Origin of the sequence: Tamlana sp. I1 (genome assembly GCF_015355625.1) — a bacterium.
GTDB lineage: Bacteria > Bacteroidota > Bacteroidia > Flavobacteriales > Flavobacteriaceae > Pseudotamlana.
This window is the reverse complement of sequence record NZ_JACLAF010000002.1, coordinates 276,925-299,081: the sequence shown is the minus strand read 5'-3', so window position 1 is coordinate 299,081 and position 22,157 is coordinate 276,925. Positions and strand designations below refer to the sequence as shown.

Genomic DNA, 22,157 nt, shown 5'->3' with positions numbered 1-22,157 from the left:
CGCAAAAATACTGAATATTTGTTGTGTTTTATTGCGAAAAATAGAAAGTTTTTATTCCGTAGGAATCTGTAGCAAGACTTTGGTTACATTTGTTTTATGAAGGTTTTGAAACAGTTTTTTAATTTTTATATAAACAGTAGTATTCATGTGGCTTTAGCTGTGTTTTCATGCGCTTGGATAACCCTGTTGGAACTGGATTTAACCTACGATTCTGTAGTGTTATACTTTATTTTTTTTGCATCAATTACAGGTTATAATTTTGTTAAATTTTTTAGTGTAGCCAAGTTTTACCACAGACGTTTAGCAAATTGGCTAAAATCGATTCAGGTTTTATCGTTTTTTTCTTTTCTGTTGATGTGTTTTTACGCGGTTCAATTGCAAATAAAAACGATTTTTATAGTAGGTGGTTTTGCCGTTTTAACCTTTTTATATGCCACGCCGTTTTTACAGAAGAAAACCCAAAGTTTACGAAGTGTAGAAGGTTTAAAAGTTTATATAATCGCTTTGGTTTGGACGGGTGTTACCGTGTTTTTACCTGTTATCGATGAAGGATTTAAAATAAATAATGACGTAATTTTAATAGCCATTCAGCGGTTTGCTTATGTGCTTGTGCTTATGTTGCCTTTTGAAATTAGGGATTTAAAATATGACACATTAAATCTAGAAACCATTCCGCAGAAGATAGGCGTAAAAAAGACTAAAAATCTAGGTGTTTTATTGTTAGTTTTTATTCTAGTTCTAGAATTATTTAAGCATGAAGTTGACTATTCCAGAATGCTAATTTTGTCTTTTATGACAGTATTAACTGGTATGTTTGTATTAAAAGCAAAAACAGAACAAGGGAAATATTACTGTTCGTTTTGGGTTGAAGGGCTACCCGTTTTGTGGTTAATTTTGATGCTTATTTTCGTTTAAGGCTTGTTCTAAGGTCTTTTTCATGGCTTCTTTACATTTTTTATCAAGACATTCGACGTTAGATACTTTTATAATCTCGGTAAGTTTGGTGTTTATTTTCGTGTGTTTTCTGCAACCTTTACAGTAAAGCACGTGCATTTTTAATTTAATTTTATCCCATAGTGTTGCTTCTTCATATTGTGCTTTATCGCAAATATGACCCGCTTCGTTACAAGGCATAAAAACCTTAATCTTACTCATAATTATAACCAATTTTCTTTTAGACAATTTGCCATAGCGGTTCGTGCTCTATGAATGATTACCCAAAGGTTAGACGCTGTAATATTCAGTTCATTACAGATGGTTTCTGTTTCGTAATCAAGAATTGTTTTCATTTTAAAAACTTCAGCTTGTTTCGCGGGTAATTTGCTTAAGCAATTCAGTATGGCTTCACCAAGCTCATTATTTTCAAGAGCGTCTTCAGCTGTTTTATCAAAAGGGTCGGCTACGCGTTCTTCAAGCCAATCGCCTTCACTGTCGGAATCTTTATAATTAATTCTAACTTCGGCCTTGCCTTTATTCGAATTAATTTTACGATAATAATCAATAATTTTTCGCTTTAAAATAGAAATCAACCAAGTACGTTCGCTGGCTTCGCCTTTAAAGTTTTTCATCGATTTTAATGCAGCCAAAAACGTATCCTGTACCAAATCTTGGGCAATTTCCCTATCGCTAACACGAGAAATCGTGTAGTTGAATAAGTAATCGGCGTATAAATCGATCCATTTATTAGGATTAATTTGATGATCTGGCATTGAGGAATGTTTTTTTATTGACTCAAAAGTAGTTGAAAATTTTTGATTTTTTAGTACTATTTAAAATGTAGTAAAGGTATTGTTAAAAACACATCAACTTATTTCAACAATCCAGCTCTTCGTAACAAAGCCTCCGGTTTTGGTTCTTGACCTCTAAAACGTTTGTAAAGCACCATTGGGTTTTCGGTTCCGCCTTGGGACAATACATTATCTTGGAATTTTTTAGCCACAGTTTTATTGAAAACACCTGTTTCCTTAAAATATTCGAAAGCATCAGCATCTAAAACTTCGGCCCATTTATAGCTGTAATATCCTGAGGAATAGCCACCTTGAAAAATATGTGAAAAAGCAGTACTCATACAATTTTCTTCAACTTCTGGATAAAGGGTTGTGTTTTTAAAAGCTTCAGTTTCATGTTTTTTTACATTGTTTATTTGGCTAGGGTCGGCACCGTGCCAACTCATATCCAACAAACCAAAACTTAACTGACGAAGTGTTTGCATACCTTCATGAAAAGTTGCCGATTCTTTTATTTTTTCAACTAAATCCATCGGGATTACTTCACCAGTTTCATAGTGTGTTGCAAACAACTCTAATGCTTCTTTCTCGTAACACCAGTTTTCTAAAACCTGACTAGGTAATTCTACAAAATCCCAATACACGCTAGTTCCCGATAAACTTGGATAGGTTGTGTTTGCTAACATGCCGTGTAAAGCATGCCCAAATTCGTGAAACAATGTGGTAACTTCGTTAAAAGTTAATAAAGACGGTTTGCTTTTGGTTGGTTTTGTGAAATTGCAAACAATAGAAATATGTGGTCTGCTATTTTCGCCATCTTTAATGTATTGCGGTTTGTAAACCGTCATCCAAGCGCCATTTCGTTTTCCTGCTCTAGGGAAAAAATCGGCGTAAAAAATAGAAACGAGCTTGCCGTTTTTATCGGTTACTTTATAGGTTAAAACCTCGTCGTGGTATTTATCGATATCGTGAATTTCTTCAAAATTTAAATCAAATAATTTGTTCGCCACAGTAAAGGCGCCGTTAATTACATTTTCTAATTTGAAGTAAGGTTTTAATAATTCATCATCTAAGTTGAAAAGTTTTTGCTTCAATTTTTCAGCATAATAAGCACCATCCCATTTTTCTAATCGGTCGATGTTATCTAATTCTTTAGCAAATGTTTCAAGGTTTTTAAATTCGTCTTCGGCAGCAGGTTTTGCCTTTTCTAAAAGGTCATTTAAAAAACGTTCAACTTTTTCTGGTGTTTGCGCCATGCGTTCTTCTAAAACAAAATGAGCATGGGTTTTATAACCTAGTAAATTGGCACGTTTATGACGCAGTTTTACAATTTGAAGTACGTTTTCTTGGTTGTCTAAAGCATCACCCTTAAAGGCTTTCGAGCCAGCCTCAAGCGCTAATTTTTTTCTTAATTCGCGGTTGTCGGCGTAGGTAAGAAAGGGAATGTAGCTTGGGTAATCTAAAGTGAAAATCCAACCCGCTTTATCTTTCGATTCGGCCAATTGTTTTGCTGCTTCAATAGCGCCTTCAGGAAGTCCAGATAAATCGGCTTCATTGGTAATAAGCATTTCAAATTTGTTGGTTTCAGCTAAAACATTTTCACCGAATTTAAGTTTCAACTGACTTAATTGTTTGTCAATTTCACGGAGTTCCTGTTTTTTGTCTTCAGCTAAATTTGCACCATTTCTAGAAAAACCTTTGTATTTTTTATCTAAAAGGGTTTCTTGTTCAACCGTTAAATCTAAAGTGTTTTTTGAGTTGTAAACGGCTTTAACACGTTTGAATAAATCTTCATTTAAAGTAATGTCGTTACTAAACTCAGACAATAAAGGGGATACTTCCTGCGCTATTTTTTGAATGGTTTCATTGGTTTCGGCAGAATTCAAATTAAAAAAAATGCTTGATAATCGGTCTAGCTGTTCACCAGAGAAATCTAAAGCTTCTATGGTGTTTTCAAAGGTTGGCTTTTCTGGATTATTTGCGATTTCATCAACTTCCAATTTAGCACTTTTTATAGCTTCTTTAAAGGCAGGAAGGTAATCTTCGTTTTTAATTTTTGTGAAAGGTGCCGTGTTATATTTTGTATTAAATGGGGTAATTAATGATTTTTTTAGCATTTTTTTATATAAAGTGTTAAAAATATAATTTTACTATGTGTGCATAATAAAATTTTTGTATTTTTGAAAGTATAATTGCAAAGAGTGACTAACTCAATAGAATTATTTGTTAATAGCTGAAAAGCCTCGAATTTATTTTCGAGGCTTTTTTCATTATAAATTTTTAGCCGATTCGTTGACTGCTATTTTTAAACCTTCTTTGTAGGCAATAATTTTATCGAGTACACATTTATCACTTGCGCCAATAATTTGTGCGGCTAGAATGCCTGCGTTTTTAGCGCCGTTTAAGGCTACAGTTGCCACAGGAACACCTCCTGGCATTTGTAGAATAGATAAAACAGAATCCCATCCATCTATAGAATTGCTGCTTTTTACAGGCACGCCAATTACAGGAAGCGGCGATAATGAAGCAATCATGCCTGGTAAATGTGCTGCGCCACCAGCTCCAGCAATAACGACTGAAAATCCTCTGGTGTGGGCGTTTTTACCATAATCGAATAATTTTTCTGGTGTACGGTGTGCCGATACAATATCGACTTCAACCTGAATATCAAAACCTTTTAAGATGTCTATGGCATCTTGCATAACAGGAAGATCACTTTTACTTCCCATAATTATTCCTACTTTACTCATTTAAATTATTTTTTTAAATTATTTAGAATCCAACTTTTAATAGATTCAAAATCTAGTTTTCCTTCAGAAGCTGCAATAACGAAGTTGTATTTTTCATCTTCGGAAGTTTCAAGTTCAAAACCTTCTTCAATTAATAAAATTTGCATAAAAGCATAAGCCATCCTTTTATTACCATCAATAAAGGGATGATTTATAATAATGCTCTCAAATAAAGCAGCACATTTATCTATAATTGAAGGGTATAAATCTTTACCATCAAAAGTTTGAAAAGGTCTGTTTAGGGCAGAAAGCAAAAGGCTTTCATCTCGTAAACCAGCAGATCCGCCAGAGGCTTCAGAAATTATTTTATTAAATTCAATTGCGGAATTCTTGGAAATCATTGCGCAAGTCTTTCAAATAAAGTTTTTTCAGTTTCCAAAAGGTTTAAAAGAATCGCTTTACGATTTTGATTTTTAGATGCTAAATCTTGTATCATTATCAAAGCTTCGTCTAAATCAGACTCAGGAAGTTTGTCAACAAACTTTTTTATTATTTTTTTCTTTTCAATAACAGTCATGGCTTAACGTCTTTATATCAAAAATACAAAACTTATTCTGAAATTACTTTAATACTATTTTTAACTAGTTCGGCAACACGTCTCGCTTCGTTTAAATTTTCGTTCACGATAGTAACATGACCCATTTTTCGGAACGGGCGGGTTTGTTTTTTGCCGTAAATATGCGGCGTTACACCGTCTAACTTCATGATGTCTTCAATGTTTTCATAAACCACATTTCCTGAAAAACCTTCAGCACCTACTAAATTCACCATAACACCACCAACTTTATTGTCGGTACGTCCTAAAGGTAAATCTAAAATGGCTCTTATGTGTTGTTCAAATTGCGAGGTGTAACTGGCTTCAATGGTTTGATGACCAGAATTGTGTGGTCTTGGTGCCACTTCATTAATTAAAATCTCGTCGTCTTGGGTTTGAAACATTTCAACAGCTAATAAGCCTACATGATTAAAGGCCTGCGATGTGCGTAAAGCCACATTTTCTGCTTTTTTAGCCACATCATCAGGAATTCTAGCAGGGCAAATAACGTATTCCACTTGGTTGGCTTCAGGATGAAATTCCATCTCGACAACTGGATAGGTTTTTATTTCGCCAGACGCACTTCTAGAGACAATCACCGCAAGCTCGTTTTTAAATGGCACTAAGGTTTCTGCAATACATTCTACATTTGGTAAACCCTTTAAATCGTCAACCGATTTTACAATTTTTACGCCAGTTCCATCATAGCCAAATTGAGCCGATTTCCAAACAAAAGGTAAGCTTAATCCGCCGTGGTTTAGGGCTTCAGTAATTTCAGAAGTATAAGCAAAACGTGTAAAAGGCGCTGTTGGTAAATCGTTATCAACATAAAATAATTTCTGTGTCGCCTTGTTTTGTATGGTGCGTAGGGTTTTAGAAGCCGGATATACTTTTACGCCATCTTTTTCTAAAGCCTCAAGGGCATCTACATTTACGTTTTCAATTTCAAAAGTTAAAACATCAAGATTTTTTCCAAAATTATAAACCGCATCGTAGTCCATTAAATCGCCAAGCTGAAAGTTGTCGCAAGCAATTTTGCAAGGCGCTTCGTTGCTAGAATCTAAAACAGCTGTATAAATGTCGAATTTACGTGTGTTATATAGCAGCATTTTACCAAGTTGGCCGCCGCCTAAAATACCAAGTTTAAAGTCTGATGAAAAGTAATTCATTAATGTGTTTTTTTACGAAATCGAATTAGGATAGGCAAAAATACGTTTAAATCTTAAAATAGTTCCTAAAATCATAAATCAAAAAATGGTTAATGCTCAATCTATTGATTATCTTTGCAACTTCAAAAAAATATTAAGTTTTGGTAAAACTACACGATAAATATTTTAAGCCCTTTATTTCTGCAAAACAAATAGACGATGTCATGCAACGCCTTGCTACTGAAATTGCTAACGATGTTGGCGACGAAATTCCAGTTTTTGTAGGCATATTAAACGGCTCGTTTATGGTGGTAAGCGACTTTGTAAAAAAGTATCCTAAACCTTGCGAGGTTACTTTTATAAAGTTAGCATCCTATGAAGGCGTAAAATCTACAGAAGACATTCAGCGTTTAATAGGATTAACCCAAGATTTAACCGGGCGTACCGTAATTATTTTAGAAGATATTATAGATACGGGAAATACCTTAGCCGAAGTGCATCGTATTTTTAAAAACGAAAAGGTAAAATCCTTAAAAATAGCAACGCTGTTTTACAAGCCCGAAGCTTATAAAAAAGATTTTAAATTACATTATGTAGGTATAGAAATTCCTAACAAATTCATTGTAGGCTACGGCTTAGATTATGATGGTTTAGGAAGAAACTTGCCAGAAGTATATCAAATAAAACAAACCCAACACATGACAAACTTAGTGCTATTTGGCCCTCCAGGAGCAGGAAAAGGAACACAGGCAGAATTTTTAAAAGAAAAGTATGATTTAGTACATATTTCTACAGGCGACGTTTTTAGATTCAATATTAAAAACGAAACGGCTTTAGGGATGTTAGCAAAATCGTATATAGATAAAGGCCAATTAGTGCCAGACCAAGTAACCATAGATATGCTTAATGCCGAAGTAGAAAAAAATGCAGGCGCTAAAGGATTTATTTTCGATGGTTTTCCGCGTACCAACGCACAAGCAGAGTCATTAGACAAGTTAATGGATTCTAAAGATTCGCAAATTAACGCGATGATTGCTTTAGAGGTTGAAGATGAAATTCTTGTAGAACGTCTTTTAGGACGTGGCAAAACTAGTGGAAGAGCAGACGATGCTAACGAAACTATTATTAGAAATAGAATTACCGAATATTACAACAAAACAGCTATTTTAAAAGATTACTATTCTGCCCAAGACAAATATTTTGGTGTAAATGGTGTTGGTAGCATTGAAGAGATTACAGAGCGTTTAAGTTCTACAATCGATAATTTATAAATTCCTGCGTATCCGATTGCTATCGGTAAGGAATCTCATAACCAAAAACTATAGCTTTGAGATTAAAGTTATAGTTTTTGTGTTTTATATTTAAATAAAAATTTTTCGCTTTCGCGGAAAAAACCAAAAAGTAAGAGTAGGCAAACTTTTAATTTTTAACTCATAACTTTTAACTAAAATCATGACTGAAGGGAATTTTGTAGACTACGTAAAAATGTATGTATCTTCTGGAAACGGAGGTAAAGGGTCTTCGCATTTACATCGCGAAAAGTACATTGCAAAAGGTGGTCCAGATGGTGGCGATGGTGGTCGTGGTGGACATGTTATTATTCGTGGAAAATCTAATTTGTGGACCTTACTTCATCTAAAATTTAAAAAACACATTCGCGCCGGCCATGGAGGTCATGGATCTAGCGGAAGAAGTTTTGGTAGCGACGGCGAAGATGTGTATATCGATGTGCCGTTAGGAACGGTAATTAGAGACACCGAAACCAATGCCGTTTTATTCGAAATCACCGAAGAAGGCGAAGAGCGTATTTTAGCCGAAGGCGGTAAAGGCGGCCTAGGAAACTGGCATTTTAAATCCTCTACAAACCAAACGCCACGTTACGCACAACCAGGCATGCCCATGCAGGAGTTTTATGTAACTATGGAGTTAAAAGTCCTTGCCGATGTTGGCTTGGTAGGCTTTCCTAATGCAGGGAAATCGACCTTATTATCGGTAGTAACTTCAGCAAAACCAAAAATTGCCGATTACGAGTTTACAACTCTAAAGCCCAATTTGGGTATTGTAGAATATCGCGATTTTCAAACCTTTGTTATGGCCGATATTCCTGGAATTATCGAGGGTGCCGCCGAAGGACGCGGTCTCGGGCATTACTTTTTACGTCATATCGAGCGTAATTCTATATTGCTGTTTTTAATTCCAGCCGATGCTGAAGATATTAAAAAACAATACGATATTTTATTAGACGAATTGCGTCGTTACAACCCAGAAATGCTGGATAAAGAACGCATTATCGCCATCTCAAAAAGCGATATGTTAGATGATGAGCTTAAAGCCGAAATGAAAACGGAATTAGATAACGAGCTGCCTATTCCTTATATGTTTATTTCTTCGGTAGCCCAGCAAGGCATCACCGAACTTAAAGATAAACTTTGGAAAATGCTGAATTAATTTCATTTTATACTTCCGCGAAAGCAGAAATCTTAATGAATTATTTTTATAACTAGGGCGTTACCTAAAGGTCGGGCTTTCCATTGCAATCTTTTTAAAAGGTTTTGGCAAAATGGAAAGAGGTTGCTTTTTTTCAGCCTTTTGTTTTTTTATAAAGGCTCGTTTTTTATTTCCTTTTAAAAAGGATTTCCATTGCAATCCCTAACGCGAATACCGTACTAAAGCACATTTGTATTTAAATTAAAACGCCGCTTCACAATTAAGTAAAACGACGTTTAGAACTAACTAATACAAAACGGAACGATTATTCTGTTCTAAAATTAGATTCAAATTTGTCAATTCCAGTATGTTTCAAAATTGAAAGTGAGTGCTATCATTCTCGCGAATCGCTTAATGTTTAATAACGATTTTCTTAATTTCTTGAGCGTCTACAAAGCTAAGTTCAATAAAATAAATACCATTATTAAAACCATCAATAAGAATGGTTTTTTGGTTACCATCTTGTTTTAAAATGGTCTGTCCAAAGGCATTTATTAATCTTACTCCAATGAGTTCTTTGTTGCTTTCAATAAAAACCACATTACTAGCAGGATTTGGATACACTTTAGTAACCGCTTCATTAGAAGCAGTCGCAGTTTTTTCTAGTGCTTTTTTCGACTGGTTGCTACTTGTACTTAGAATGATTTTATCCATATTCCACTGCCAATTGTTTCCACCAGACGCCACAATTTTTACTGTATGCATTCCTGTGCTTAATGTGGCCGAGCCATTTGCATTTAACGTCTGGAAAGCACTCCAAGAGCGATTATTCACTACGTTGTCTGTACTAATTAATGCATTATCAATATAAATAGAAACTTGAGCATTAGCCATAGGTGTGGAAATTTGATAAGCAATGTTGTAGGTCGCCGCTTGTGTAACGTTAGTGCTGTAAGTTGCCGTATCATTTGTGTTTACATAATTAACGATTGTTGCTGTTTTATTCATCCCTAAAGGCACAAAACCATCATTAAAAGTACCTGTTGTCGAGCTAAAACTTTCTGCTTCAATTATAATATTAGCGTTTGAAGGAGGGGTAGTTGTTGTACTTTTGGTAAGTACAATTTTGTCCATATTCCATTGCCAGTTATTTGTGCCAGATGCCACAATTTTTACCGTATGCGTTCCCGTTGTTAAAGCAGCTTCGTTTCCCGAATTTAGTGTTTGAAACACATTCCACGAACCGTTATTAACCACATTGTCTGTGCTAACTAATACATTGTCAATATATATGGAAACTTGGGCGTTATCAGCTGGCGTCGCTATTTGGTAGGCAATACTATAATCGCCTGCTTCTGTTACATTAATACTGTACTCAGCATAATCTTGTGTATTCACATAATTTACAGCCGAAGCCGTTTTATTCATCCCTAAAGGCACAAAACCATCGTTAAAAGTACCTCCTGTAGAAGTAAAGGATTCTGCTTCAATAATTAAAGAATCTCCAGAACCTCCCGATGATGCTGTAATAGTTACCACACTAGAAGCGGTATAATTCCCATCGGTTGATGTGGCTGTAATAGTTGCTGTTCCATTGGCAACAGCTGTTACCACACCGCTTTGGTTAACGGTTGCAACCGCTGTATTGCTTGATGTAAAAGTGGCTGTTTTATCACTAGCATTTGAAGGCGTTATAGTTGCAGTAAGATTACCTTGATCGCCTACATTTAAAGCTAATGTGTTTGGAGATACTGAAATTCCTGTAACGCCAACCGTATTCGACGAATTAACAGGTTTATAAACACGAACCCAATCCACTTTCATCTGATTTTTAGCAGGATTGTTTAAATCGGCAGTCGAAGGCGTAGAGCCTGCTAACCAACTTTGAGATTCCATGTTGATTATAATATCTAATTCTTTAGTGAAACCACGAGCCTCAACCGTTACTCCATTACCATCAGTATCGGTATCATCGCCACCTTGAAACCATGCTGGATCAATAACATTATAACCGTTTGAAGCATTTGAAGCCGCTTGTAGTGTGTTAAAACTATATGCTGCAGTTGTAGCGTGAACCGTGACATCGGTATAGCCAGCGCCGTTATTTGTAGGTAAGTTATAACCATTTACATTCCAGGTCATAGAGTTGAAATAGGTGTACTCCCAAGTGCCATTGTATTTTGTGGCAATGGCATTGTAATACATCACTCTTACCAATTCACCATCAATATAGTACTCAAAGTGTTTCGGACTAATCCAATTCACACCCATACGCATATAACGACGTTCGCCACCGTTGTTGTAGCACCAATCTCCCCAGCCATAGCTGGTAGATACGCGGCTGTCTGGATACCATGAATTCCAATCTCTTGGTTGGTAATCGGTAAACGGGCTTCGTACAAAGGAGTGGTGACTAATATGGGTTAAGTGTTTATAGCCATTTACACCACCGTAGTTTTCTATAATATCAATTTCTTCAGTATCATCAGGGCTTAGCAACCAAAAGCATGAAGCCAACGAAATATTTGCCACACTAATAGCAGACTCAACATAAACAGGAAAGATGACTTTGTTATTAGAAGTCACACAACCAGAGGCAACGCCATAGTTTCCGCCTTTTCTGTTTTCAGCGGTGTAGCCTACGTTTATTACTAAATCGCTACCATCAACAGTCACATTTTGATTTTTCCAATAGGTATAACCAGGACCATCCCAAGCGTTGTGATAAAAATTATACCATTTGTTACCATCTCCAAAATTAGACCAAGAGGAGGAGTTAAAGTTATAATTAAAATCATCGGAAACATTGTCTTGCAATTCCCAAGTTTTACCAGATCCGGCATCGGCAGGTACGGGAATCCCTGCCCAGTCTTGAGCAACCATTGTCATGCTAGTTAAAAATAGCGCAATGGGTAATACATAATTTTTTTTCATGTGAATTAGTTTATGGTTTAGTGGTTGTAGGTAAAATGTGTTTGAATTTTACCGAGAAGCAATTTAGGATATTTCAGAAAAAAAACGAGTCACTATAAGGGTTTGTCTATCATAGACATAAACTGAACATGTGGTTTTAGAACTTGATTTTGTAAAGTTTAGATTGCTATTCATTTTATGAAAACAGGTTGGTAAAACCATGAGAATAAGTAAGAATTATAGTGTGTTTTTTTTGAATAATAAAACTTGCTTAAGTCTAGATATTACTAGTTGCAAGGAAAATCAATCCATTGAAAGAGACATCGTTTTAGTAAGAATATTGTTGTTCCTTTTGCTGAAGAGAAATTAAGATTTTAGATAATTTTGGAGTCATTAAGTTTAAACGTAAAACAGCTGGCTTGTTTAGGGTGTTTTTCTTACAATTGATTAGATGAAAGCCTTACTAAAGATTAAGATTGCAGTAATTTTGATTAACTTTATATCTAAAATTTGTGGTGATGCGGTTTCCTAAAATTATTTTTCTTGCGTTTTTGCTTGTAGCTTGTGCTTCAATTCATGTGAATTATGATTATGATAAAACCATAAATTTCGAGAATTACAAAACCTACCAATACTTCGCAGATATGCAAACGGGTTTCAGCGAATTAGATACAAACCGCCTTTTAGATGCCATAGATTCTAAAATGCAAACTTTAGGATATAGCGTATCCGAAACTCCAGATTTTTACATTGATATTAAAAGTCAAACTTACCAAGACGTACAAGGCAGTAGCGTTGGTGTTGGTTTGGGAGGTGGTGGCGGTCATGTTGGTGGCGGTGTTTCCATTGGGATTCCTGTAGGGCAGAGCCATACCAACTGTAAAATGACCATTGATTTTGTAGATCATGCTAAAAAACAACTTTTTTGGCAGGCGCTTAGCGATTTTAGTTTTAACCCAACTCAAACGCCAGACCAGAAGGAGGAAACCTTTAAGCGTTTGATTGAAAAAGTACTGTCGCAGTACCCGCCAGAGCTGTAAGCCTACAAACTTTATCATTTTCATAACATATTTTTCCCTGCCCTTCTGTGTTTGTTTTGTAGTTTTACTAGAAAGACAAGACAATTATGGAAACATTAAAAAATAAAGTCGCCCTAATTACAGGCGGTTCAAAAGGAATAGGTTACGGTATTGCCGCTGCTTTACTTAATCAAGGAATTAATGTGGCAATAACTAGTAGAAGTGCCGAGGCAGCCGAGGAGGCCGCAAAAATGTTAAACTCTAGCGGATTAAGTGCTCAGGCAATAGGCGTTAAAGCCGATGTACGCGATTTTGAAAGTCAGCAAAATGCGGTTAGAAAAGTCATCGGGCATTTTAATCAATTAGATATTGTTATTGCCAATGCAGGTTTAGGGCATTTTGCAAATATTGAAGATTTAACCATCGACGAATGGCAAGAAACCATAGACACCAATTTAACAGGCGCTTTTTATACCATAAAAGCAAGTCTTGATGCATTAAAAAAAGCCAAGGGGTATTACATAACTATTTCAAGTTTGGCAGGCACCAATTTTTTCGCAAATGGCTCTGCTTATAATGCGAGTAAATTTGGGTTAACCGGATTTACACAATCGGTTATGTTGGATTTAAGGCAACAAGGAATTAAAGTGAGTACCATTATGCCAGGCTCGGTGTCTACACAATTTAACGGTAATACGCCAGATGCTAGCGATTCTTGGAAAATTCAAATTGAAGATATTGGCGAATTAGTTGTTGATATTCTAAAAATGAATCCGAGAACCTTGCCTAGTAAAATAGAGGTGCGCCCAACAATGCCTCCAAGTAAATAGTATATTGATATGTTAGTGTTCATTTTTTTGATTTATTGAAAAAATGAACACTATTTTTTAGGTGATACTAATTTTTAACTAACCGTTTACTAGCAATTAAAGTACTTTCAGCATAGAAATTCGTTAAATATATTCCTGAATTTAAATGACTAATATCAAACTGTTGATGCTCTAAAGCGTTTAAGTTTAAAGTCATAACCTTTTTTCCATCCATGCTAATAATGTCAACTTTTAATGGTTGAAGACGATCACTTTCAAATTTTAAAGTGATTAAAGAACTGGCAGGATTAGGAAACAGGGTAATATTAAGTTTGTTTTCTTCAGCTTCAATAGTGGTTAGGCCTAAGGTTGAATAATTGATGGTCCATGTAACCGTATGTGCATGAATGCTTTCATGGTTATCAACTTTTAGTAGATTAGAATCATCAATTAAAACAGCGGTTAATGTATTGGTGCCTTTTATTAAATCGGCTTCATTTACAGAAACAGCATCTACACCATTAGTATAATCGGTGTTGTTTAAAGTCCATGTACTTTTTATAGTGTTGGGCTCTGGTTTGCTTACATCTAATTGAAAATCTATCGGGAAATTTTCGCCTTGAACAACCGCACTGTTATTTGGTGAAAAGGCGTTTATAGGTGATACCAATTCATGAATTTTTTCAACAATACCTTCCTTGCAAACAGGGCAAAATGGTTTGTCAACACTTTCCATTTTACAGGTTGCATTGCTGGGTTTGTACCAGTTTTTCGGGGCACCATTTGAATCTTTATATTGGTAAATGTTTACGGGGCTTGCAGCTCCCCAGTCTTCATTCATCCAATTTTTCCATTTTACAAGGGCTGGATCTGTTTCTTTGGTCATATTTATGGCTTCAGCAGCCAATAAATCTCCAGGATAGTATTCGTCAAATAAATTGAATAAGGAATGTCCTATTTCATGTATAGCTAGATGAGGTCCCCAATATCCAGAATAAGTTACTGCATATTTACCACCGCTTCCCCCGTAATATGATGAGTTTACTAGTAAAATTCCTTGATCGTACATCGGGAAACTATTCATGAGTACATTGTCTATTAATGCTTCGCCGTTATTCGCATTGTAACCGTCAATTTCATAATACAATAAATAATGATTATCAAAAGCATCGTAAGTGGTATTGAAATAGGTGTCTACAGAAGCGAAAGGGACTTGAGGGTCGTATGGCGGTGAGTTGGGTTCAGATTCACCTGTGCCGGGGTGGTCTGCACCACTTTCGTTAGAAGGTACCTTTACGGCATATACATTAAAATAGTTTGCATATTCTTTAAAAGGACTGGTAGCAAACATTGTATTGTTAAGCGCGGTTGCATCTGCAATAAATTTATCAAATTCAGAAGTTTGATAACCTTCACTTAGTATAACAATGTTTATTTTTTTATCGTCGTCGCCAGATTTTTTTATGATTTCGTACGGAAAAGTTTGAGCAGTAACTAAGGCTGCATTAAAAATAAAAATCAAGAAGAATACGTAAGGTTTCATTCTAAGTTAATCTTGGTTGAAATAAGAGATTTGCGGTCGGCAAAGTTACTAATTGTAATTATACTTGTTTGGCTATGAAGTGCTAATCTTACTGAAAATTGTGTTTTGTCTTGATTAATTGTTGTGATTTCAATGTTTCCAGAAGGATGAAAAGATTCCACATGTTTTTTTAACGGATTTTTTATTAACCGCGTACTAATTATATTAGAGTTTTTATTTAACTGCGCACAAATTAAATCGCCTTCTTGTGCATTTTCAACAGACCAGGAGCTGTTTGGTTTTAGTTTCCCTTCAACAATATTTTGTTTAATAAAAGTGAGTGTCCTTTTTCCCGATGGGTCTTCCGAAATACTGTAAGTTAAAAAAATGATTTTATTCGTGTCTGCAATAACAAGTGTTTCAGGATTTACGGTTTTTGTAGTTCCGCAAGCAATTAGCATCCACGAAAACATCAAAAAGAGCATTTTTATAGTCTGTGTATGTGTTTTTGTGGATGGCATTAAAAAAAATGGTTTTCAAAAATTAATCAGCATGAATTCTTAGCCCTTCACTATGGCTGCTAAATTCCGGAGCATACATGCTTTGTATGGTGGTTATGCCGTTACTCATATCGCCAGCATTGTTAACGCGTAAATCGTATTCAAACACAAAAACGCCTTTAGGTAAATAGTCGAAAAAGAAGTTTGTGCTTGCATCTTTTGTGCTTTCATAATAACCCAAACCATCTTGCCATTTGTATTTAGAAATTACGTTTACAGGTTCTAAACCAGCAGCGCGCATATCTTTCATATGAAGAAATTCCATAGACCTATCGCTTTGTAATTCGATGCGAACGGTAACCAAATCACCAACTTTTAGTTTGGTGTTTTTTGTGATTTCGGTAAGCACTTCACCAGTGTTAGTATTACTTTTTACAAATAATTTTTTCTTCAATTTAAGAGGTGTTTCTGCTGAGGTTATTTGGTCTAAATCTTCAAAATATTGCCAATATAGACTTCCCCAAGCAATACCGCTGCCTTTTTTGGTGAGCTTAACTTCGCTCATTTTTGCTGTAATTTCAGAAGCAGACCAAGATGTTTTATAATACCCTGTTCCAGCTTCAATACTTACATTTTCTAATTTTGAAGGATTAATTGTTTGTCCGCCAATGGTTACATCCACCATATCGGTTACGCTTAACCAATCGCTTCCTTGTAGCAATAAGGCATAAACTGCATCGGCCGTGGCTTTTGTGGTTTTCCATTGATTGGTTTGCTTGTTTTTTAGTAACCAGATTTTTAGGTTATCAATAGTTTCAAGGTTTTTTGTTTCATTTTGAATAACATGCCCAGCTTCTGAAAAAGCTTCAATTAAAAGGGCTTGTGTTTCAATTGGTGCTTGATACCATTGCCATGAACTTTTGTTTTCTTTCCAATACATGCCGAGTTCTTCCGAAGTGATACTCGTTTCATCTAAAGATTTTAAAATCTTTTCAGTAGTTTTTAAATCACCATTTCTAAAGGAAACAAGTGCCATTAAACCTTTGGAGTATAAAGGTCGTTTTAACCAATAATTTTCAATTTGTTTTATATAATAATTGCAGGTGTTTTTAACTGCTTCCGATTGTTCAACTTCAGGAAAAAAGCTTCTCATGTATAGATAATGAAGCTGAATAGCAGTAAGATGATCTTTGTTTAAATCCTTTTCACTGTTGTGTTTTTTAAGTGCTTCATAGGTTTTTACAAATTCGGCATCCAGATATGAGATGGCTTTTTCAATCATAACTTCCTCGCTATCGTTTATACTTAAACCAAGTTTTTCCAGATGTCCAAAACCATTAATTATATGTTGGGTAATGTATCTGCTTTCGCTGCCGCCATTAAACCAAGCCCAAGCACCAGAGTTAAGTTGGTTGGTTTTAAGTTTATTTATGGACGACTGCGATGCATCACGCATCTTATTTAAGTCGAATAGCAGGGCGATGCGTTTTTTCTGTTCCGTTTCACTTTGTGCATCGCGAAGCCAAGGAGTTTCTTGAATAAGTATAGATTTTAATGCCTCATTCTTTTCAAGATTTGAAATTAGTACGTCTTGAGATACCCATTGTTTAAAAACGTCTTGAATTTTCGGGTTCGAATTCGCAATATGGCTCGCCAAAGCATTTGCGTAATATCTGCTGAAGGTTTGCTCGTTACATTCGTATGGGTATTCCATTAAATAAGGCAATGCTTGCACGGCATACCAAGCAGGATTGGAAGTGATTTCTAAAGTTAATTGATGATTTTTTAGTGTTGTTGAGGTGTTGTTTTTTAGTTTATCTAATTGAAACGTTTTGCTTTCATTGCTTTTAATCCACATGGGTAAAGTTTCGGTAACCAACATGCGGTTTGAAAGTACAGGCAAGGTGTTTTGTTCGCCATCGCTAAAAGTTTCAGATTTAGCAACTACTTTGTATTGCACGGCTTGTATGTTATCTGGAATTTGTAATTGCCAAGAAACTTGAGTGTTTCCGTGAGCATCTACCGTAAAAGAAGTCCCCTTTAACTCCTTCGTAGTAGGAGAACCGAGCAAGTTTGCGGTGATCTCTTTTCCTGAAATAGCATCGGTTAACACTAAAAAGGCTTGCCCAGAAAGTGTCTTATCAGTAAGGTTTGCAATTTTTGTGCTTATGGTAATACCATCACCTTCACGTAGAAAACGAGGGGCGTTTGGGGTAACCATCAATTCCTTTTGGGTAACCGTGGTTAAACTTTTAGTACTGCTTTCTAAAGATTTGGTGTGCGCTAAAAGTTGCAATTTCCATTGGGTTAACGCTTCGGGCGTTGTGAAACTAAAGCTAATATTTCCTGCTTCATCGGTTTTTAAATGCGGAAAGAAAAAGGCGGTTTCTTGCAGGTTTTTTCTAATTTTAACTTGCGATAACGGATTTAAACCTTGTTTGGTGGTAATCACTACCACACCATTTGCGCCTTTGCTACCATAAATTGCAGTTACAGCGGCATCTTTTAAAACATCCATAGAAAGGATGTCTTTAGGGTTTAGGTTTGGTGTGCCTTCAACTATTTTTCCGTCAACCACATATAATAAATTGTCGTTTCCTGTAACGCTATTTAATCCTCGAATTTTTACAAAAGATGCACTATCTATGTCTTCTTCGGCTTCTTCAGAGATACTTATACTCTTTACAGCCATTTTAGCATCGCTTCTAGGTGCAGCCCCATAACCGATAACAACAACTTCATCTAGATAAGCTGTGTCTGGCGTTAAATAGGTATGCAGTAAGTTTTTGTCGCCAATCGTAATTTCTTGTGGCGAGTATCCAATGTAACTAATTTCTAGAACTTCATTTTTACTGACTTCCAAAGTGTAATTGCCATCAAAATTTGTGGTCGTACCACGTGTTGTACCTTTTACAATAATATTTGCTCCAGGAATTGGGGCGCCAGTGTCATCGTAAATTGTGCCTGTAATATATCCTTTTTTTACCGCCTTACTAAATCTCGATTCTTGTTTAGAACGCAGTGTGTTTAAATATTGTTTATAGGTAATATCGTTATTCATATCGAAACCAAACCAGTTGAATTGATCATAATACTGTACAGGATATTTCGGGTTATATTTGGGATTATAAGCTTTAAAATTTGCTATGCCGAAACTTTGATACGCGCGATTAGAGGTTTTTGCGTAATAATTTGACTGATAAATGGGGTTAAAATTCCATGAATGTGGTTCGAAAATATCTAAAGAAGCATCATACATGCTGGCTAATATTTCGGCGCTCACTTTTTCGCCATCTGGTCCTTTAATTTTAAACTGCCAAGTTTCCTCGCTTCCAGGTTGTAATTTGTCTCTAAAAGTTAGGGTTTCAATCTCTAAATTGGTTTTAGGGTAAGGTACTGAAATGACTTCAGAGCCTGAATTATAACTGTTGAAAGCCGCATAACTATAATGCACTACAAAGCCACCAATATCATTTTTTGTAACGGGAATACTAATGGTTTTTTTATTGTTATTGAGTTTAACGATTTCGGTTTTAATGAGTGCTCCATTTTTTTCAATGGACATTTTAACTGAAAGATTTTCTGCTGAAGAACCTATAGTAATTTCGGCAATATCGCCAACATGATATGAGGCTTTATTGGTGTTTATTGTAAAAAGCTGATTGTCGGCAGGACTTTCGTCGCTAGGGCTAAAAAGCGTTGTTTTAATTTCATCTTTAACCAGTTGACCAAATTTGTCTTTGCATTCAAGAGTTACTAGATATTGTCCCGATTGCCATTTGGTAATGCTACCAAGCGCCAAAGTTTTTTGGTTTGCAGTGTTGAAGCTTTTTTCTAAAACGAGTTCACCTTTTTCTAAATGGCTAGAATTACCTTCATCTGCATAAGCGTCATGAGGAAATAAATCTTTAAATGTTTTTTCGGTTAAATCTTGATAATCTGGAGCCGCCCATGGTCGTGGTCTTAAAACAGAGTTTGGTGCTTTTAATTTGTAAATTTTAATGGTGCCTTCCGCAGGGACAAAAGCACCATTTAAGTTTTTGGTGTCTATGTTTATCTCGTGATTATTTTTCGTTTTATCAAGTGTGTTTTCTAAGCTCAGTTTCGCGGTTAAGGCATGATAACCTACGTTTACAAGCGTTGTTTTGCTGTGTGTTTCGCCGTTTAAATCGGTAACATCTGCACTAACTTCATAATTAAAAATCGGCAAACTTGTTTTGTCAACACTTTGGTCGGGTAGGGCTTTAAAAGTGATTTCAAAATAACCATTTCCATCGGTTGTGGTTTCGCCATGTGTTATTTCTTGGGGCTCGCTATTTACCCATGGGCGGTACCAAAAAGACCATGAAGGATATTCAACTTTTCGGTGCACGCGGTACACAACTTTAGCATCGGTGATGTTACTGCCAGAATAGGCGAGAGCTTTTCCTTTTATGGTAATTGAATCGTTAACTTTAAAGGTTTCGGTAATGGGGTCGAATTTAGTTTCAAACTTGGGGCGCTTGTATTCTTCAACCAAAAAATAGTACGAATTATTTAAGTTTGAGTATGCCGATCCTGCATTAAATTCAATGCGATACCTCCCTGTTAAACCGTTCAAGGGCAAAATAAATTCTCCAGAAGTCGAGCCGTAAGTATTGGTTTTTAATTTAAGTTCGGTTACTTTTTCACCGTTTACATTGTATAAAATAGCAATGGCGTCTAGGTTTGCTAAAACTTCCGATTTTCCATCGGTTGTTTGCATGGCAATGGTTTTAAAATAAACGGTTTGTCCTGGTCTGTAAATGCTTCGATCGGAAAAAATAAAACTGTTGTAATTGGTTTCTACTTTGTTTTGTTGATTGTAAAATTTATTAATGTAGAAGCTTCCAAAAAGGGCTGTGTCCTGGTTATGACTTATTTTTAGTTTAACATTTCGATACCAATTATCTCGTTTTTCAACTTTAAATTCACCAATATTGTTAGTGGTAAATTTTTTAGTTTGCATCGAACTTGTGCTTTGTTCGAAATACGTTAATTCTACTTGAGCATTAACTTTAGGTGCACCATTATTTCGGTCTATTATTTGAAATATTTTATATTTTGGTGTCTCCGTTTCAACCAAGGCCATGTTGGTAATTTGTATGTTTTGAAACGCAAAATTTTCGACATCGTTTTTTATTCGGGCAACCACTAAATAGCTTCCGTTTTCTAGTTTTGGAATAACAATTTCTGTACGATGTGTTTGGTAATCGTGTTCGTTTCTAAGTTTACTTGTCCAAGATTTTGACGCTTTTAAAGAATCTATAAACTCAATTTGTTGGTCTTTTCGGTATAAATTTTTCAGCTTTTCAAGTTGCTCTTGGCTAACTTTATAGAGCTTAAACTGTAGGCTGTCTAAGTTTTTATAGCTTAATAATAAACGAGAGGGTTTTTGAATAGGCAAATGGCTTTCTGAAATAATTTGAATATTAAAATTTTCAATTTCAGCTTTTAAAATAGCGCATTTTTCGGCGCCTTTACTTTTTGGAAACTGGCTAATAACTTGGTTGCAAAGGGCTATAGCTTCTTTCGCTTTCCAACGGTTTTTAGTGTTTTCTTTTGCATCATAAGAAGTGCTTAGTTTTTGGTAAATGGAAGCGATTTCAAAATTGTATAAACCAGAAGTTTCATGTGTTTTTAGTGTAGCACTAGCTTGTTTTAAGGTTTCTAATTCTAAGTTTTGTTTATTCTTAAAAGTAGCATGCTCATAAACAAATTTTATACGGTCAATATCAACATCGGTAAGCTCATAAAAATCTTTATTTTTTAAATGAAATTTACTAAGTGATTGATAAATTTTAAGAGCATTAAGCTGTAAAGATGTCGAATCTTTAGCTTCAATTTTTAGCTTTGTAAAGGTTTCTACAGGTGCTAAAAAAACAGGATTGTCAATTTCAAATTTATACGCTGGTTTGGTAATATGGGTTTCATCCGTTTTATAAAATTCTAGTGCATTTTGGCTTAAAAAGTCAAAAAGTGTCGGCCTGTAAATGTTAGAATTTTGTTTTTTGTTAAGTAAGGCATCATAATTTCCAATAGCTTCTTTTTGAAGCAAAGCCTCGTGCTGTAATGAGTTTTGATAATGTAAATGAATTTCGGCAAACAGCGTTTCTAAATCCCAGGTTCTAAAATCGGCGGTATTTACTTTTTCGGCAGTTTTGGTACGGTTATAAAATCGACTTCTGTTTTGGTTAAAATATTGCCAATATAAATGCGCTAAAATATTTTCAAGCACATTTTTGGTGGGCGCTTCACTTTTTGCAATTTCTAATTTAAAATCGTTTATAATTTTTAGCTGGGCATCTTCCTCTAGAATTAAAAGAAACTTGCTTTTAAAAAGCATAATTTTAACCAGTTGAGCATGGTTTTTGTCTCTTTTCGCCTTTTTTTCAATGGTTTTAATCACTTTTAAAGCCGATTTAGGTAAGCCTTCAAGCTCAAAAGCATCAACTTCTAACCATAAATTATCGTAATTTTTTTGTGCTTGAGTGTAATTTGAAAAAAGAAGTATGAATATTAATAATAGCGCGTGCCTCATAAATACTGAGTTTGTGTCAGATTGTATTAAATTGTGGTCTGGAAGTCTTCAAAAGCCATTCCAGAAAACAGTAATTTCGGTAAACTTTATGTTTAATCAGGAAAGTTAATCATTTTAGAAATAAATTGTGGGCAACAAAGCTGTAATTTGCCTCGGCTTTATTTTATAAATTCGGACTCCTTAAAGAATGGGTTTTTTTATTGTAAATT

Annotated in this window: 16 protein-coding genes; 5 read left to right on the top strand and 11 right to left on the bottom strand. The window is 35.3% G+C overall.

What is annotated here, in order from left to right; genetic code table 11:
- The first annotated feature begins 96 nt into the window (after positions 1 to 96).
- Entirely contained in the window at positions 97 to 915 is an 819-nt protein-coding gene (locus H6X70_RS02735) for a hypothetical protein (protein WP_194766139.1), read from the top strand.
- Here the strand turns inward: H6X70_RS02735 and H6X70_RS02730 are convergent.
- The 7 genes from H6X70_RS02730 to H6X70_RS02700 all read right to left on the bottom strand — a co-directional run bounded on the left by H6X70_RS02730 (position 889) and on the right by H6X70_RS02700 (position 6,220).
- Complete coding sequence (locus H6X70_RS02730; protein ID WP_194766138.1) at positions 889 to 1,155, bottom strand: hypothetical protein; 267 nt, start codon at positions 1,153 to 1,155, stop codon at positions 889 to 891. The two genes, H6X70_RS02735 and H6X70_RS02730, sit on opposite strands and share 27 nt — an antisense overlap.
- A 2-nt stretch (positions 1,156 to 1,157) precedes the next feature.
- Positions 1,158 to 1,709, bottom strand: a complete 552-nt coding sequence (locus H6X70_RS02725) for a sigma-70 family RNA polymerase sigma factor (protein ID WP_194766137.1) — start codon at positions 1,707 to 1,709, stop codon at positions 1,158 to 1,160.
- A 98-nt stretch (positions 1,710 to 1,807) separates the two neighbouring features.
- The gene (locus tag H6X70_RS02720; protein ID WP_194766136.1) at positions 1,808 to 3,844 is read right to left on the bottom strand and encodes a M3 family metallopeptidase; all 2,037 of its coding nucleotides are present in this window, start codon (positions 3,842 to 3,844) and stop codon (positions 1,808 to 1,810) included.
- A gap of 153 nt (positions 3,845 to 3,997) precedes the next feature.
- Positions 3,998 to 4,477: a 5-(carboxyamino)imidazole ribonucleotide mutase gene (gene purE, locus H6X70_RS02715; RefSeq protein WP_194766135.1), complete on the bottom strand. Its 480-nt coding sequence runs from the start codon at positions 4,475 to 4,477 to the stop codon at positions 3,998 to 4,000.
- Between the two features lie 5 nt (positions 4,478 to 4,482).
- On the bottom strand, positions 4,483 to 4,857 hold the full coding sequence (locus H6X70_RS02710) for a type II toxin-antitoxin system death-on-curing family toxin (protein ID WP_194766134.1): 375 nt from the start codon (positions 4,855 to 4,857) through the stop codon (positions 4,483 to 4,485).
- Positions 4,854 to 5,033, bottom strand: a complete 180-nt coding sequence (locus tag H6X70_RS02705; RefSeq protein ID WP_194766133.1) for a hypothetical protein — start codon at positions 5,031 to 5,033, stop codon at positions 4,854 to 4,856. Before H6X70_RS02705 ends, H6X70_RS02710 begins: the two co-directional genes overlap by 4 nt.
- Before the next feature lie 32 nt (positions 5,034 to 5,065).
- Positions 5,066 to 6,220 (bottom strand): 5-(carboxyamino)imidazole ribonucleotide synthase, encoded by a 1,155-nt coding sequence (locus tag H6X70_RS02700; RefSeq protein WP_194766132.1) that lies wholly within the window; start codon positions 6,218 to 6,220, stop codon positions 5,066 to 5,068.
- A 140-nt stretch (positions 6,221 to 6,360) separates the two neighbouring features.
- On the opposite strand from H6X70_RS02700, the gene H6X70_RS02695 reads away from it, so the two are divergent.
- Positions 6,361 to 7,470 (top strand): adenylate kinase, encoded by a 1,110-nt coding sequence (locus H6X70_RS02695; protein WP_194766131.1) that lies wholly within the window; start codon positions 6,361 to 6,363, stop codon positions 7,468 to 7,470.
- 181 nt (positions 7,471 to 7,651) lie between these two features.
- Positions 7,652 to 8,647, top strand: a complete 996-nt coding sequence (gene obgE / locus H6X70_RS02690; protein ID WP_194766130.1) for a GTPase ObgE — start codon at positions 7,652 to 7,654, stop codon at positions 8,645 to 8,647.
- Positions 8,648 to 9,037: 390 nt separating this feature from the next.
- Here obgE and H6X70_RS02685 read toward each other — a convergent pair whose 3' ends face one another.
- Positions 9,038 to 11,560, bottom strand: a complete 2,523-nt coding sequence (locus H6X70_RS02685) for a carbohydrate-binding protein (protein ID WP_194766129.1) — start codon at positions 11,558 to 11,560, stop codon at positions 9,038 to 9,040.
- Between the two features lie 497 nt (positions 11,561 to 12,057).
- Here H6X70_RS02685 and H6X70_RS02680 point away from each other — a divergent pair, with 497 nt between their 5' ends.
- Together H6X70_RS02680 and H6X70_RS02675 are read left to right on the top strand one after the other, a co-directional pair.
- On the top strand, positions 12,058 to 12,579 hold the full coding sequence (locus H6X70_RS02680) for a DUF4136 domain-containing protein (protein ID WP_194766128.1): 522 nt from the start codon (positions 12,058 to 12,060) through the stop codon (positions 12,577 to 12,579).
- An 86-nt stretch (positions 12,580 to 12,665) separates the two neighbouring features.
- Positions 12,666 to 13,388 (top strand): SDR family oxidoreductase, encoded by a 723-nt coding sequence (locus H6X70_RS02675; RefSeq protein ID WP_194766127.1) that lies wholly within the window; start codon positions 12,666 to 12,668, stop codon positions 13,386 to 13,388.
- A gap of 67 nt (positions 13,389 to 13,455) precedes the next feature.
- Here H6X70_RS02675 and H6X70_RS02670 read toward each other — a convergent pair whose 3' ends face one another.
- The 3 genes from H6X70_RS02670 to H6X70_RS02660 are packed head-to-tail and all read right to left on the bottom strand — an operon-like array spanning position 13,456 to position 21,948.
- Positions 13,456 to 14,910 carry a M64 family metallopeptidase gene (locus H6X70_RS02670; protein ID WP_194766126.1) on the bottom strand — a complete coding sequence of 485 codons (1,455 nt, stop codon included), beginning with the start codon at positions 14,908 to 14,910 and terminating at the stop codon, positions 13,456 to 13,458.
- On the bottom strand, positions 14,907 to 15,410 hold the full coding sequence (locus tag H6X70_RS02665) for a hypothetical protein (protein ID WP_194766125.1): 504 nt from the start codon (positions 15,408 to 15,410) through the stop codon (positions 14,907 to 14,909). Before H6X70_RS02665 ends, H6X70_RS02670 begins: the two co-directional genes overlap by 4 nt.
- Before the next feature lie 22 nt (positions 15,411 to 15,432).
- Positions 15,433 to 21,948 carry an alpha-2-macroglobulin family protein gene (locus tag H6X70_RS02660; RefSeq protein WP_194766124.1) on the bottom strand — a complete coding sequence of 2,172 codons (6,516 nt, stop codon included), beginning with the start codon at positions 21,946 to 21,948 and terminating at the stop codon, positions 15,433 to 15,435.
- Positions 21,949 to 22,157 lie beyond the last annotated feature (209 nt).